Genomic DNA, 15,611 nt, shown 5'->3' with positions numbered 1-15,611 from the left:
AAACTCGCGCTGATTCAAAGCCCGGGCGGTGTGGACCGAGGTTCAGCGCAGCACCAGCGACGCAGGTCCCCGCCGTCGGTACACCGACCCGAACCGAGCGTCGATGCGCAGCCAGGACGGCAGCACCCGCACCCGGATCACTTCCTCGTCGCCGATTGCGTCAGCCGATGGCGGCAGGAAACCCATTGCCGTCAAGGCGAATACGCAGCGCATCGGCAATCCAACCGCAGTGTCGCCCGAGCTGACCTCGATGACTTCCTGGTCCAGCAGCGAGACCGGCGGCCCGTGGGCGCTGCCGTGCTCGCGGGCCAATTGGGCACCGCTCTGGGACAGCTCCAGGATCGCCTTCGCCGGTACGTCGTCGAGGTGAGTGAACCCCGTATCCGGCGGCAGTGCGCCCCGCCACGCCGAATCCATCGCGAAACCGGGATCGACATAGCCGTCGGCGGCCGGGGCAGCCGAAAGCCCGCGCGCCAATCCGTCGGCACCGACCGACATGTCGTCGGGGCGCACCGTCCCGGCCACCACGCGACTGGCCAGCACATCGAAACCCGTTGCCAACCAAGCCGTCACGAGTCCCGTCGCGCGGGCGCGGAGCCGGATGACCGCGGCGTCGTCGAGGCGCAACGCGTGATCGACGAACTTGGCCAGATCTGCGCGGTGGGCGTCGTCGGGCAACCACAGCCCGCGCTCCGCTACCGAATCCACCGCTGCAGGTACTCCCGGTGATGCGGCGACAGTCTCACGAGCCGTTGCTCCTTGATGTGCACGGCGGCCAGCTGCGACTCGGCGATGACGGCGGGCTTGGACTCCGGGTCGGCGTTCACCGATCGCACTTCGTAACCCAGGGTGAAGTCGACGGCCCGCAGCCGCTTGGTCCAGATGGTCACCTGCAGCGGCGAATCGGCCAGCCGCAGTTGGTCTTTGTAGGTCACCCGCACGTCGGCGATCAGCAGGCCGATCGTGGTGATGTCGGCGCCGAAGGGCTCGCTGAGGAACGGCACCCGCGACTCTTCCAGGATCGTGACCATGGTGGCGTGGTTGACGTGCTGGTACATGTCGATGTCCGACCAGCGCACCGGCACCGCTGCGACGTATCCGATGCTCACCCCGACGAACCTCGACCGCTGGTTCGCGTCATGCGCCGGATTTGCCGCGCCGCCACCGACAGGGTCGCGAGATCCGTCGCGCCGCTCTCCCGGATTTCGTCGAGGGTGCGGCGTGCCCGCTCCACCCGGGAGGCGCTGATGTGTTCCCACTCGGCGATCTTCTGCTCGCCGCTCTCGTCGGGCTCGCCCACCGCGAGCACGTCGAAGCACAACGACCGCAGCGAGGCGTAGATGTCGTCGCGAATGGCCAAGCGCGCCAAGGAGTGCCAGCGGTCGTTGCGCGGCAGTTCGGACACCGCGGTGAGCAGCGAGTCGGTGCCCAGCCGGTCCATCAGCGCGAAATAAGTGTCAGCGACCTCGGCCGTCTCGATTTCGGTGATGTCGGCGATGTCGATGATGTCGAGCAGGCTGTAGCGGTACAGTCCGGCGGCGACCCGGTAGGCCAGATCCGGCGGGGCGCCCTGCGCGGTGAACTCCGCGGCCTCCTTCTCGACGATGGCCTTGTCGTCGCCGCGCAGCCACTCCGACATGTGTGGGGTCAGCGCCTTGACTTTCGCGGCGAAGCGGTTGATCTCGGCGCCGACGGCCAGTGGTTGAGGGCGGTAGTTGAGCAGCCAGCGACCGGCGCGGTCGATCAGCCGGCGGGTGTCCAGGGTCAACCGGTCGGACAGGGCGACCGGCAGATTGGCCGCGCGGATGCGCCGCCAGGTGTGTCCGACGCCGAAGATGGCGTTGGTGGCCGCGTAGGTGCGCACGGCGTCGATCGGTGTGACGCCGACGTCCTCGGCGATCCGGTAGGCGTAGCTGATGCCCGCGGTGTCCACCATGTCGTTGACCAGCATGGTCGTGACGATTTCGCGGCGCAGCTGGTGTCCCCGGATCTCTGGGGTGAACCGTTCCCGCAGCGGCGTGGGGAAGTAATAGGGCAGGCGCGATGCGAAGACGTCCTGGTCGGGCAGTTCGGTTTTCAGCAATTCCTCTTTGAGGCCAAGCTTGACGTGAGCCATCAACGTCGCCAATTCGGGCGACGTGAGGCCGATCCCGGCCTCGGTGCGCCGGACGATCTCCTTCTCTGACGGCAGGGCTTCGAGTTCCCGGTTGACACCGCGCTCGGCGACGAGGTACTTGATCTGGTCGGCGTGCACCGGAAGCAGGCTGGCCGCGTTGGCGCGGCTGGTGCCCATCAGGTCGTTCTGGTCCTCGTTGTCGGTGAGTACCAGAGTGGCGACCTCGTCGGTCATCGACTCGAGCAGCTGCTTGCGTTCCTCGGCCTTGACCTTGCCCGCGGTGACCAGCGAGTCGATCAGGATCTTGATGTTGACCTCGTGGTCGGAGCAGTCGACACCGGCGGAGTTGTCGAGCGCGTCGGTGTTGATCCGCCCGCCGGACAGGTCGAATTCCACTCGGCCCAGGGCGGTCACGCCGAGGTTGCCGCCTTCACCGATGACTTTCGCGCGCACCTGGCTTGCGTTGACGCGCACCGGGTCGTTGGCGCGGTCGCCGACATCGGCATCCGATTCGGCCTCGGCCTTGATGTAGGTGCCGATGCCGCCGTTGAACAGCAGGTCGACCGGCGCCTGAAGAATCGCGCGAATCAGGTTGGGCGGGGCCATTTCCTGCACGTCGCCGTCGATGCCGAGGGCTTCGCGGACCTGCGGGCTGATCGGAATGGCCTTCTGTTCGCGGCTGTACACCCCGCCGCCAGCGCTGATCAGCGACTTTTCGTAGTCGTCCCAGCTGGACCGCGGCAGGTCGAACATCCGCTTGCGTTCCAACCATGACGAGGCCGCGTCGGGGTCGGGGTCGAGAAAGATGTGCCGGTGGTCGAACGCGGCGATCAGCCGGATGTGTTTGCTCAACAGCATGCCGTTGCCGAATACGTCGCCGCTCATGTCACCGACGCCGACGACGGTGAAGTCCTCGGTCTGGGTGTCCACGCCGATCTCGCGGAAGTGGCGCTTGACCGCCTCCCAGGCGCCTTTCGCGGTGATACCCATGGCCTTGTGGTCGTAGCCGACCGACCCCCCGGACGCGAACGCATCGCCGAGCCAGAACCCATAGGACTTCGCAACGTCGTTGGCGATATCGGAGAAGGTGGCGGTGCCCTTGTCCGCCGCCACCACCAGGTAGGCGTCGTCGCCGTCGCGGCGCACCACCCCGGGCGGCGGATGGACGGCCTTGGTGGCGTGGTCGACGTTGTCGGTGACGTCGAGCAGTCCGGAGATGAACAGCTGATAGCAGGCGACGCCCTCGGCGCGGCTGGCGTCGCGGTCGTCGGCGGGATCGCCGGTCGGCAGGGGCGGACGCTTCACGACGAAGCCGCCCTTGGCACCGACCGGGACGATGACGGCGTTCTTGACCGCCTGGGCCTTGACCAGGCCCAGAATCTCGGTGCGAAAGTCGTCGCGGCGGTCAGACCAGCGCAGTCCACCGCGAGCGACCGGGCCGAACCGCAGGTGTACGCCTTCGACGCGGGGCGAATAGATGAAGATTTCGAATTTGGGCCGTGGCAGCGGCAGTTCGTCAATGAGTTGCGCGTTCAGCTTGACCGAGAGCACATTTCGGCTGCGAGCCGAATCAGGGCGGGTGACAAAGTAATTGGTGCGCAGCGTCGCCTGGACCAGCGAGGCGAACGCCCGCAGGATGCGGTCGGTGTCCAGGCTCACCAACGCGTCGATGTCCGCGGCGACCGCGGCCGCCGCGACTTGCGCATCGCGGCCGCTGCCGGCGGAGCTGGGGTCGAAAAGGGCTTCGAACAAGGCGATCAGTGACCGTGCCGTGGAGGGGTGATCGTTGAGCACCGTCTCGATGTAGGACTGGGAATAGGGAAAGTTGGCCTGTCGCAGGTATTTCGCGTAGGCGCGCAGCAGCACCACCTGCTGCCAGGTCAGCCCGGCGCGCATCACCAGTTCGTTGAACCGGTCGATCTCCACGCGGCCTTGCCAGATGGCGGTGACGGCTTCGGCGAATCGTTGCGCACCCGCCTCGCGCTCTGCGTCCGATGCCGCCAACGGGATGGTCGGATGCGGCACGATCTTGAACTGGTAGATCCAGACCAGCAGCCCGTCGGGCCGGGTGACGGTGAACGGGCGCTCTTCGAGCACCACGACGCCCATGCTCTGCAGCATCGGCAGCAACTGGCTGAGCGAGGCGGTGCGGCCGCCCAGGAACCAGGTCAGCTGCGCGACGCCCTGCTCGTCACGGTCGGAGAACACCAGCTTGACCGAGTCGTCGCTGAGCTCCTTGATGACGGCGATGTCGTCGATGGCTTCGGCGGGGGTGACCACCTGCTTGTAGGCCTCGGAGAAGGCGCTCGCATAGTGCTCGGCATCGGCATGGGTGACCGAATCCGTCGGCGCTGCGGCGGCGAGGCGGTCACCCCAGGTCCGGGCGGCCTCGCTGAGCAGCGCCTGGATACGGGTGCGGTTCGCCTCCGACACGTCGACGGGCCGCGGATTCGGATCGTCGGTGGGCAGCCGAACCATGAAATGCATTAACGCCCAAGGGGATTCGCTGACCCGCGCGGTGAACTCCAACCTCGTCCCGCCGAACTCGCGGACCAGGATGTCCTCGATCTGCAAGCGCACCGCGGTGGTGTAGCGGTCGCGCGGCAGATACACCAGGCAGGAGACGAAGAACTGGAGCCGGTCGGCGCGCAGGAACAGCAGCGCGCGCCGCTGGGATCCCATATCGACAACGGCCTTGGCCATTGTCAGCAGCCGCTCGGCGCTGAGGGTGAACAGCTCCGGTCGCGGGACGGTCTGGATGACGTCGAGCAGCAGCTGGCCCGGGTGGCTGGGGTCGCTGCCGGCCAGCGTCAACGCGTCGCGAACCCGGTGCGAGATGGTCGGGATCTCCAACACGTCGGCGTTCATCGCGGCGACTGTGAACAAGCCGACGAAGCGGTGCTCGTAGACCGTGCCGGCGCCGCCTTGAGCGCCGTCGGCGTATTCGCGCACGGCGATGGCGTACGGGTAGGCGCCGTAGCGCAAATAGCTGCCCACCGCCGCCTGAGCCAACACGAGCAGTTTGGACTCGTCCGTGAGCCGGGGCCGGGTACCGGACCGCGCCCGCAGCACACCCAGGCCGCTCGACCCGTCACCAACGACCAAGCCGTCTTGCACTTCGGTGCGCTGATAACCCAGCAGCAGGAAATTGCCGTCGTTCAACCAGCGCAGCAGCGCCGCCACATCCTGCCGGTCGGGTGCCTGGTAATGGCCCTCGGGGTCGTTCTCGACGTCGGCGGCGACCTCACTCAAGGTGGCGATCAACGCCGACGCGTCGGTGGCGACGCGCTGCACGTCCGCCAGCACCTTGGGCAACAGCCGTTCCGCCTCCGCGAGCACCTTGCTGTCCACCGCAGGGGACAGCTGAACGTGGATCCAGGCCTCGCCGGCGTAGGGCGAGGAATCATCGGACTTCGGCTCGACCCGCTGTATCTCGCCCGCGGAATCGCGGCGGACCTCGAAAACCGGCGTGAGGATCGCCGTGTAGGACAGGCCAAGCCGGTGCAGCAGCACGGTGACCGAATCCATCAGCATGCTGCCCTGGTCGGTGACCACTTGAAGCGCTGGCCCGAACCCGCCGGGGTCGTCGGCCGGGTACACCGCCACGGAGCTCTCACCGGCCGGCCGGTGCTCGGCGAGCCGGCGGTGAGCATCTACGATCGCGGGCGTTACCAGTGCTGAGGCGGGATCCGGCGAACCCGGTTCGCGGTCGTGCGATCCGCGATAGCTGTCGATGTACGCCTTCGATACCCAGTCCGGTATTCCGGATCGCTGCGTGAAGGTGCTCCACGCCGCGACGTCATCTCTTGCTCCGGGATCGATCGTCATGCCGATTGCTCCCCACTCGCGACGGGTACCGCTGGGCTAGTGCCGGACCTGACACTAGTCCCGTGTCAGCTTGCGGTGGGTCACGCGGTGCGGACGCGCCGCGTCGGCGCCCAACCGCTCCACCTTGTTCTCCTCGTACGCACCGAAGTTGCCCTCGAACCAGAACCATTTGGCCTCGTTGTCGGCGTCACCCTCCCACGCGAGGATGTGCGTGCAGGTCCGGTCGAGAAACCAGCGGTCGTGGGAGATCACCACGGCGCAGCCCGGGAAATTCACCAGCGCGTTTTCCAGCGAGCTCAGCGTCTCGACGTCCAGGTCGTTGGTCGGTTCGTCGAGCAGAATCAGGTTTCCGCCCTGCTTGAGGGTCAGGGCCAGGTTCAGCCTGTTGCGCTCGCCACCGGACAGCACGCCCGCAGGTTTCTGCTGGTCGGGCCCCTTGAACCCGAACGCCGACACATACGCGCGCGACGGCACCTCGGTCTGCCCGACCTCGATGTAGTCCAGGCCGTCGGAAACCACCTGCCACACCGTCTTCTTCGGGTCAATGCCGGCGCGGGTCTGGTCGACGTAGCTGAGCTTGACGGTCTCGCCGACCTTTACGGTGCCGCTGTCCGGCTCCTCCAACCCGACGATGGTCTTGAACAGCGTGGTCTTGCCGACACCGTTGGGCCCGATCACGCCCACGATGCCGTTGCGAGGCAGGGTGAAGGACAGATCCTTGATCAAGGTGCGGCCCTCGAAGCCCTTGTCGAGATGGTCGACCTCGACCACCACCGAGCCCAGACGAGGTCCGACCGGGATCTGGATCTCCTCGAAGTCGAGCTTGCGCGTCTTCTCCGCCTCGGCGGCCATCTCCTCGTAGCGCTGCAAGCGGGCCTTGCTCTTGGCCTGTCGGGCCTTGGCGCCGGAGCGGACCCACGCCAACTCTTCTTGCAGGCGCTTCTGCAGTTTGGCGTCCTTGCGACCCTGAACCGCGATCCGCTCGGCCTTTTTCTCCAGGTAGGTCGAGTAGTTGCCTTCGTAGGGATAGGCGCGTCCGCGGTCGAGCTCGAGGATCCATTCGGCCACGTTGTCCAGGAAATAGCGGTCGTGGGTGACCGCCAGGATCGCGCCGGCGTAACTGGCCAGGTGCTGCTCTAGCCACTGCACGCTTTCCGCATCCAGGTGGTTGGTCGGCTCGTCGAGCAGAAGCAAGTCGGGCTTGGACAGCAGCAGCTTGCAGAGCGCGACCCGGCGCCGTTCACCGCCGGAGAGGTTGGTCACCGGCTCGTCCGGCGGCGGGCAACGCAGGGCGTCCATGGCCTGCTCGAGCTGAGAGTCCAGGTCCCACGCGTCGGCGTGGTCCAGGTCCTCCTGCAGGCGGCCCATCTCCTCCATCAACTCGTCGGAGTAGTCGGTGGCCATCAGCTCGGCGACTTCGTTGAAGCGGTCGAGCTTGACCTTGATCTCGCCCAAACCCTCCTCGACGTTGCCGCGGACGGTCTTTTCCTCGTTCAGCGGCGGCTCCTGAAGCAGGATGCCGACGGTCGCGTCGTTGGCCAGGAAGGCGTCACCGTTGTTCGGCTTGTCCAGTCCGGCCATGATCCGCAAGACGCTCGACTTTCCGGCCCCGTTGGGGCCGACGACGCCGATCTTGGCGCCCGGGTAGAAGCTCAACGTCACGTCGTCGAGAATCACCTTGTCGCCATGCGCCTTGCGGACCTTCTTCATCGTGTAGATGAACTCAGCCATGCCGCGGTGTTGCCTTTCTGATGTTTCGGAAATATCCGCGGCCCATCCTATGCACCGCCAGGAAACGCTAGGCCGACAGTGGCAACGCACCGGGTCCTGCGGCAGGGTCTCCGGCCTGGCCGGGGTGGTTGCTGCCGCCGACATCGGTGCCTGCCTCGGCGGTGGGAGCCGCTTCGGGAGCAGGACCGGTGTAACGCTGCTTTTCGATGCGGGCGATGGTGCGCGCCAGGTCCGGCCCCACCGCGATCGCCCGCATTTCGGTCGACGAACGGGGATTGCCGTCGCGATCCTCGTACTCGCTGGTGTAGAGGTGGCCGTAGGCGATCACCGGTGCGCCCTTGCCCAGTGCCGCCCCCACGCCGGTGACCAGCCGGCCCCAGCAGTTGACGGTGACGAACAGCGAGTTGCCCGGCTCCCAGCCGCCTTCGCTGGTGCGACGGCGGGAATTGCTCGCCACCCGGAATTTGATCAGCTCCTCATTGCCGACTTGCCGGCGCTGGGGATCGGTGACGATGTGACCGACGATGGTGAACGGTGTCTCGAACATGTGGGCTCAGTTTCCTTCCGCGAAGTTGCTTCGTCGTGCTTGGTGTTGAGCCCATTCAGCCCGCGGCCACCGACGAACCGGGCCGCGCAGCACCGAGGCCGGGGCGAACCTGTGGACAAGGCCGCGACTGTGGATGAATTGGCGGTCAGGCGGGCGTGGCGCTGCCCGACTCACGCTGTGGGTGCAGCCGCTGCCGGCGTGCTTCGACCTCCCGCTCGACGAATCGATTTCGGGCGATCTGACCCACGTAGGTGAAGTCACCCAGGATGTCGCGCAATTCGCGCCGGAAGGCGGTGCGGCGCTCGAACAGGTCCGGCGCGGGCGCGATCAGGTCCTGATCGGTCACGACCTGGCGGGCGGTGGCGAACAACAGCGTCGACACCGACTCACTGCTGCGCACCCGTCCCTGCGCGACATACTGACGACCCACCCCGAGCGCCAGGTTGGTCAACTCCTTCGGACCGATGTCGGGCGGCGCGTCGCGCAGCACGTCGGCGACGATCTCGTAGGCCTCGAAGAACACCCGCAGCATCGCTTCGGAGATCAACGGCCGCTTGGCGTACAGGATCTTTTCGATCTCATCGCCCCCGGCCGCCACGTGGGCTTCCCAATCCTGGTGCCACGCCATCTCCCGGGCGATGTTGTCCCGGAACGCCGCCGAGTCTGCGAAGTAAAAATCGAACTTCAGCAGGTCGCGCAGCCGCATCGCCTGCGCCCAGAACGCCTCGACCCGGTCACCGGCGGCATGCCGGGCGTGCGCCAGGGCCAGCTCGACGATCGAGGTCTCCAGGAATGCGTGGATCACCGAGTTCCGGTAGAACGCCGCTGCGTGTTCGTCTTCCGGGGCGATGTACCACACCGGCTCCCGGCCGCTGTCGACTCGAGTTATCGGGTGGCCGTTGGACAATGCGTCCACCGCCGCACCCACACCCTCGCGCGAGCGCAGCCGCAATGCACTGGTGGACACGGGGGTCTGTTTGCGGTCGAGGTAGTCCAGCGACTCCTGCAACGTGTGGTGCAGCTGATCCAGAGTGAGCGCCAGTCCCCTAGTGGTCAGCAGCAGTGCGGATACCAGGCCGGTCGCCGTCACCGGGGTGGACTGCAGAATCCGCCACGCCACCTCGAACGACATCTTCTGCAGCGCAAGCCGTTTGGCCGCTTCATCGCGGGCCAGCGGACCGTTGGGCGGGCCGAGGTACTGGCGCATCGAAACCGCTTCGGGGAAGCGGACATAGATCTTGCCGTAGTTGCGTTCACCCTGGGCCTTGATGAAGTTGTAGAGCCAGCTGAAACCTTCGGGCGTCTTCTCGGCGCCCTGGGCGTACGCGGCATACTCGGCGATCTCGTGCAACTGGTCGAAGCAGATCGACACGCCCTGCAACAGAATGTCGTCACTGCGGCCATCCAGATAGGCGTCGGCGACATAGCTCATCAGACCGAGCTTGGGGGGCAACATCTTTCCGGTCCGCGACCGGGTACCTTCGATGGACCAGCTCAGGTTGAACCGCTTCTCGACGATGTAGCCCACGTACTCCTTGAGCACGTACTTGTACAGCGGGTTGTCGCCGATGTTGCGCCGAATGAAGATCGTCCCGGAGCGACGCATCAGCGGTCCCATCACACCGAAGGACAGGTTGATCCCGCCGAACATGTGCACCGGCGGTAACCGGTTGTCCTGCATCGCCACCGGCACAACGGCGCCGTCAATGTAGGACCGGTGCGAGAACAGCAGCACGGCCGGGTGCGCTTCCAGGGCGGCGCGCATAGCGGCAACCTGATACTCGTCGTAGTCGAACTCAGGATCAAAACCGCGGCTCAGCAACCGGCCGAGCACCGAGATGACGTCCACCGACGCCTGGCTCCAGCCGGTCGCCAATTCGTCGAGCATCTTGCCGGCTTCCTCGACGGTGGCGCCGGGGATCGCTTCGAGGCCGGCACGAAAGCGCGTCGAGGCCAACATCTCCGGCTTGACCAGGCGAGGAGACTTGTATTGCGGCCCCAGGATCCGGTATTCCGCACGGGCCAACGCCAGCAGCGCCCGGCGACTGACGAATTGTGCGAAGTCCGAGGTGTTTTCACCGACGGTAGTGTCACGCCACTGCTGGCGAAGCTCGGACACCTTGGCGGATTCGCCAGCCACCACCCGGGCGCGCCACGGTTCGGTGCGCAGAATGCGGCGTTGCTGACGTTGGTTGGGATGGTAGGGATCCCGGCCCGGAAGCAGTGCGGACAGCTTGGCCGCTCTGCCCCGGTCGGCCGCCGGCAGCCAGAACACCCGCACCGGCACGACCGACCGGTCGCTGCCGGATTCGAATTCCTCGACGAGCGCGGTCAGACTGCCCGGTGGCGCATCCTCCGGCGGCAGCTTGAACACGTCGAACTTGACCTCGGGATGCCGAGCACGGTGCTGACGCAGCCACTCCATGACCAGTTGCATCTCCGCAGGAGTGTCCATCGACGCAAGCACGAGCGCATCTTCGGCGGTCAGGACTGCGCTGGTGTCGGCGGCCGGCTGGGTCACGGCCGTCCTCAGGGCTTAGGGGTCGACGGGTCGACGGCGTCGGCCTGGTTCGTACTGGACTGTTGCGCCTCACCGTTGCTGTGCACGACGTCATCCTCAAGGTGGACATCGTCTTTCAAGTCGACACTGGATTCGTGCGGGGTCTTGTTGGGCGTCGTCCGTGGGGTGATCTTGCCGGCCTTCTTCGGCGCAGTCTTTTTCGCAGCCGCCTTCTTCGCGGCGGCCTTCTTGGCCGGAGCCTTTTTGGCCGGGGCTTTCTTCGCGGCGGCCTTCTTGGCCGGCGCCTTCTTTGCGGCCGCCTTCTTTGCGGGCGCCTTCTTTGCGGCTGCCTTCTTCACGGGTTTCGTGTTGTACAAGGCGACTTCGGGCAACTCGTCGACCGGCCAATCCGCCAACGTGTCCAGGTAGAGCACCCGGATCTCGGCGATGCGGTCCGGCAACGTGTCCAGAGTCCAATCCTCCACCGGGATCGGTGGGAACACCGCGACGTCGACCGTGCCCGGGTTCAACGTGGTGGAGTTGCGGGACGCGATGATCTCGGCATTGCGAATCACGATGGGCACGATGGGAATTCCGACCGCCATCGCGATGCGGAACGGCCCCTTCTTGAACGGCCCGACCTCCGTCGTGTCCAACCGGGTGCCCTCCGGGGCGATCACGATGGACAGCCCGTTCCTGGCGCGCTCTTCCACCTGGTGCAACGTCTCCACGGCGGAGTTCGGGTCGTCGCGGTCGATGAACACCCCGTCGAGCAACTTGCCCATGGTGCCCATGATGGGGTCGCGCTCCAGCTCCTTCTTGCCCACCCCGACCCAGTTGTCTTTCACCAATGCGCCGGAGATGATCGGGTCAACCTGGTTGCGGTGATTGAAGATAAAGACTGCGGGACGTTGCGCGGTGAGGTTCTCCCGTCCGATGACGTTGAGGTGCACACCGCAGGTGGCCAACAGCAGCGCCGAGAAGTTGGACGTGAAGAAGTTGACGCCGCGCCGTCGGTTGCGGGTGAGCAGCCCCAGCCCCACCGCGCCCGCTGCGACCGGGAACATGGAACTGAAACCCGCCAGGGTGCGAATCTGCCGCCGCAGGCCGACGCCACCACGGCTCTCGAACTTCAAAATCGGCCATCCCCGCCGCCGGGCGACGGCCGCCATCTTGCCCTCGGGGTTGGTGGGCCGCGGATTGCCGACCAGATACATCAGGGCGACGTCCTCGTCGCCGTCGGCGTAGAAGTAACTTTCCTTCAAGTCGATGTCGTGCTCGGCGGCAAACTGTTGCACCGCAGCGGCTTTGCCCGGTCCCCACAGGATCGGCTTGACCACGCCGCCGGTGAGGAACCCGTCTTCGTTGACTTCGAACTTGTTGGTGAGCGTGTTGGTGATGCCCAGGAAGCGGGCCACCGGGTTGACCTGAATGGTCAACGCTGAGGAACTCAGTACCACCGTGTGTCCGCGAGCAACGTGCGCGCGCACCAACTCCCGCATCTCCGGGTAGATCCGGGATTCGATCCGCTGGTTGAACAGCCGCTCACCGATCTCGTCCAGATCGGTGAGCAACCTTCCGGCCAGTGCCATGGACGCTTTGCCGATGAGGTCCTCGAACTCGATCCGCCCCAGGGTGTGGTTCAGCGCGCCGGTGATCATGCTGAGCAGTTCCCCGACGCCCATGTCGCGGCGGCGCAGCCGCTCCTGGGTCAGGATGACCGCGGTAAAGCCCGCTACCAGCGTCCCGTCCAGGTCGAAGAACGCGCCGACCTTGGGACCCGGTGGGCTGGCCATGATCTCGGCCACCGAACCGGGCAACCGCAGATCCTTGGCGGGCTGACGCGTTGCCTGGTCCTTCTCGTCGGCGCTCATGAGCCCGACACCGATCGAGCGGCCGCATCCGACGGCTGGGCCTCGAACGAGGCGGCCACCGCGTGGGGTGGCGGATCACCGGCCAGCGCGAGGATTTCGTTGAAAGCCTCGAGCAGGCATTGCGCGAAGAGCTCGTCCTTTCGCACCGAAGCCCGGTCGTAACGCACGGTGATCGTGCACCATCCGCCGCGGGAGATCAGCACGACCATCATGGCGACGCCAGGCAGCGGCCCAATACCATACTGCCGCAGCACTTTCGCGCCGGCGATGAAGGTATCTCCCGGGTATACCGGGACATTGCTGGCCTGTACGTCAGAACCGATCACCGAACCGCTGAGACCTTCGAGCACCGCCGTCGGCAGCACGCTGAGCACCGGCGCGATGGAGCCGACGATGTTCATCGCCGGTTCGTCACGACGCTGTGTCATTTGCGCCCGGATTTTCTTCATCCGGGCTACCGGGTCGACGGTGCCCACCGGAGCGGCCAGATTGACGCCGGTGAACTGATTCCCGCCGGCAGCGTCACCGTCTGACCGCAGGTTGACCGGGACCGCCATGGGCAGCGTGCTGATCGGCACGCCGAGGGCCTCGTGGTAGCGCCGCAAGGCGCCGCACAGCCCGGCGAGGTACGCATCGTTGATGGACCCGCCGCCGGCTTTCGCGGCCTTGTGCAGGTCAGACAGCCGGATGTCGATCGCTTCGGTGCGGGTGGTCAGGCTGCGCCGGCGCAGCAATGGCGATGGCTCCGCGGCCCGATTCATCACCCGCGCGCCCGACATCGCGTAGCCGACGATGCCCGAGACGGTGGACACCGGGTCCAGCACCGCGCGTCCGGCCACCGATACCGCACCGGTCAGCGCGCCGAGCGCGCCGCCGACCAACGCGATCGGCAGGTGGTTGAGGCCCTGTCGCATCAGATCATTGGGAGTTAGATCCTGCGGGATGGGTTGCGGCGGCACCGGCCTGGGACCCGGATCGCGCTCCAAATCGTAGATCTCGGCAAACATCTCAACCCCGCCGACACCATCGGTGACCGCATGGCTGAGGTGCAGCAGCGTCGCCGCCTTGCCGTCGGGCAATCCCTCCACCAGGGTGGCCGTCCACAGCGGCCGCGAAATGTCCAACGGCGATTGCAGCATCACCTCGGCCAGGTCGAAGACCTCGCGCAGGGTGCCGGATCCGCTGACGTGGAGCCGTCGTACGTGGAAATCGAGGTTGAAGTCGGGATCCACCACCCAACGCGGAGCCGCCGTCGGCAACGTCGGCACCACGACCTTCTGCCGTAGCCGCAACACCTTTCGGGAGGCGTTCTCGAATCGGTTTCGGAAACGTTCCCAATCCGGTGTGGTGTCGAGGATTTCCAGCGCCATGATTCCCGAGCGGGTCCGTGGATTGGCCTCGCCCCGGTGCATCAAATAATCGACCGGTCCGAGCTCGTCGGGCAACTTAACGGCACCGCTGGATTCAGCCCTGGATTCAGCCTTGGATTCAGTCATTGCCGAGACCCCTCGCGAGCCGGGTTTCTCGGCACCTCAACCCTCTCACCGCTGATCAATCCTCCTGCTATCGGGCCCCGCACCAAAATGCAAACCCAACGCTAGTCCGGTTCCGGCGGCGGTGAAAGTGAGGATGCGCTCATCACCCTTGACGGCAACCGCGCAGTCGCGAGACACGCTGTGGCCCAAAGATGTTGCTGCGGCAACGCCCGGGCGGGATCCGGCGGTTCAGCTGGCCGGGGTTGCCGACAGTGCCAACGAGTCGAGCAACGAGCTTTCCCGCCGCCCGTACACGACGCCCAGGAAGTCGGCGACGGCGTCGGCGGCCAGTCGGGAGCGGACCGTCGGGGTGATGTCGAACGCATGGTGGGCGTTGGCCAGCTCGGCGTAGGCGACCGTCGACGCTCCGGCGTCGCGCAGAGCCTTGCAGAACGCGCGGGCCTGGCCGCTGGGGACCAATTCGTCCTTCTCGCCGTGCAACACAAAGAAGGGCGGGGCCTCGCTGTGCACGTAGGAAACGGGCGACGCCTCGATGAAGCGCTCCGGGTGATGGTCGTAGCGGGCCTTCATCACGAACTGCTCGAGGAACGGCAGCATCAACTCGTGCATATTCTCGAGGTCGGTGAAGTCATAGACCCCGTAGTACGGCGCGACCGCCTGGACTGTGGTGTCGGCGCGCTCGAAGCCCGGCTGGAACCTCGGGTCGTTGGGAGTGAGCGCCGCCAGCGACGCCAGGTGCCCACCCGCTGATCCCCCGGTGATCGCGATGAAGTCCGAGTCGCCGCCGTAGTCCCCGATGTTCTCCCGGACCCAGGCGATGGCACGTTTCACGTCGATGATGTGGGCCGGGAACTTCGCCCGCGGGCTCTTGCTGTAGTTGATCGACACGCAGATCCAGCCGAGTTCGACCATCCGGCTCATCAGCGTGTACGCCTGCGGTCGCTTCCCGTTGACGCTCCACGCGCCGCCGGGGACCTGGATGAGGACCGGCGCCCGGTGACCGGGGGCCAGGTCGGGACGGCGCCAGATGTCGAGCAGGTGCTCGGTGCCACCTGGTCCGTAGGAGATGTTCGAGGTCTTGGCCGCGTAGCGGCGGTGCGGGCCCGGCATGGGCCGCGGCAGCCGACCACGGCGAATGACGGAGGGGTCGGTGGTCGGGTGGTAGACCTGCTCGCGGAAGCTCGACCCGAAAGACTCCTCCAGTGCTGCGGTGAGCGCCAGATCGGCACGCTGCGCCGCCCAGGTGGTGCCGACCCGATTGATCGACGGTGGAGCGATCCGGCACAGCGCGTGCCCCGTGACGACGTGCGGAGGGAATTCCGTAGCCAGCCAGCCGGCAATCCACCCGGCGGCGAATGGCGATCCGCGCAGCAGCAGAGCCCCGGCCCGATAGGTGTCCTTGGCTTCAGCCGCCATCTGAGCACCCTGCCGTAGCGCCTCAGCACCGACCCGCGAGCAACGCGCAGTCACACTGGACAAGCACATAACTAGGTTCCACCCCTCGACGTCAGGCACACGC

The 15,611-nt window shown here is 66.3% G+C and carries 9 protein-coding genes; all 9 read right to left on the bottom strand.

The window, feature by feature from the left end; all coding sequences use genetic code 11:
• Positions 1–42: 42 nt before the first annotated feature.
• On the bottom strand, positions 43–708 hold the full coding sequence (locus BN972_RS12940; protein WP_036358395.1) for a hypothetical protein: 666 nt from the start codon (positions 706–708) through the stop codon (positions 43–45).
• Positions 696–1,109, bottom strand: coding sequence for an acyl-CoA thioesterase (locus BN972_RS12935; protein WP_036358392.1), 414 nt, complete (start codon positions 1,107–1,109; stop codon positions 696–698). Before BN972_RS12935 ends, BN972_RS12940 begins: the two co-directional genes overlap by 13 nt.
• Entirely contained in the window at positions 1,106–5,944 is a 4,839-nt protein-coding gene (locus tag BN972_RS12930; RefSeq protein ID WP_036358390.1) for an NAD-glutamate dehydrogenase, read from the bottom strand. Before BN972_RS12930 ends, BN972_RS12935 begins: the two co-directional genes overlap by 4 nt.
• A gap of 54 nt (positions 5,945–5,998) precedes the next feature.
• On the bottom strand, positions 5,999–7,675 hold the full coding sequence (ettA, locus tag BN972_RS12925) for an energy-dependent translational throttle protein EttA (protein ID WP_036358387.1): 1,677 nt from the start codon (positions 7,673–7,675) through the stop codon (positions 5,999–6,001).
• 67 nt (positions 7,676–7,742) lie between these two features.
• Positions 7,743–8,222 carry a single-stranded DNA-binding protein gene (locus tag BN972_RS12920; protein WP_036358384.1) on the bottom strand — a complete coding sequence of 160 codons (480 nt, stop codon included), beginning with the start codon at positions 8,220–8,222 and terminating at the stop codon, positions 7,743–7,745.
• Between the two features lie 145 nt (positions 8,223–8,367).
• Positions 8,368–10,743 carry a glycerol-3-phosphate 1-O-acyltransferase gene (locus tag BN972_RS12915; RefSeq protein ID WP_036358381.1) on the bottom strand — a complete coding sequence of 792 codons (2,376 nt, stop codon included), beginning with the start codon at positions 10,741–10,743 and terminating at the stop codon, positions 8,368–8,370.
• A gap of 8 nt (positions 10,744–10,751) precedes the next feature.
• A complete protein-coding gene (locus tag BN972_RS12910) occupies positions 10,752–12,596 on the bottom strand; it encodes an HAD-IB family hydrolase/lysophospholipid acyltransferase family protein (protein WP_036358378.1) in 1,845 nt (614 codons plus the stop codon).
• Entirely contained in the window at positions 12,593–14,092 is a 1,500-nt protein-coding gene (locus BN972_RS12905; protein ID WP_036358375.1) for a WS/DGAT/MGAT family O-acyltransferase, read from the bottom strand. The genes BN972_RS12910 and BN972_RS12905 overlap by 4 nt, the downstream gene beginning before the upstream one ends.
• Before the next feature lie 228 nt (positions 14,093–14,320).
• A complete protein-coding gene (gene lipQ / locus BN972_RS12900; RefSeq protein WP_036358372.1) occupies positions 14,321–15,577 on the bottom strand; it encodes an esterase LipQ in 1,257 nt (418 codons plus the stop codon).
• Positions 15,578–15,611 lie beyond the last annotated feature (34 nt).

The organism is Mycobacterium asiaticum DSM 44297, assembly GCF_000613245.1.
In the GTDB taxonomy this organism is placed as follows: domain Bacteria; phylum Actinomycetota; class Actinomycetes; order Mycobacteriales; family Mycobacteriaceae; genus Mycobacterium; species Mycobacterium asiaticum.
Note: the sequence above shows the minus strand (reverse complement) of the source record. Positions and strands in the feature narration are given on the sequence as shown.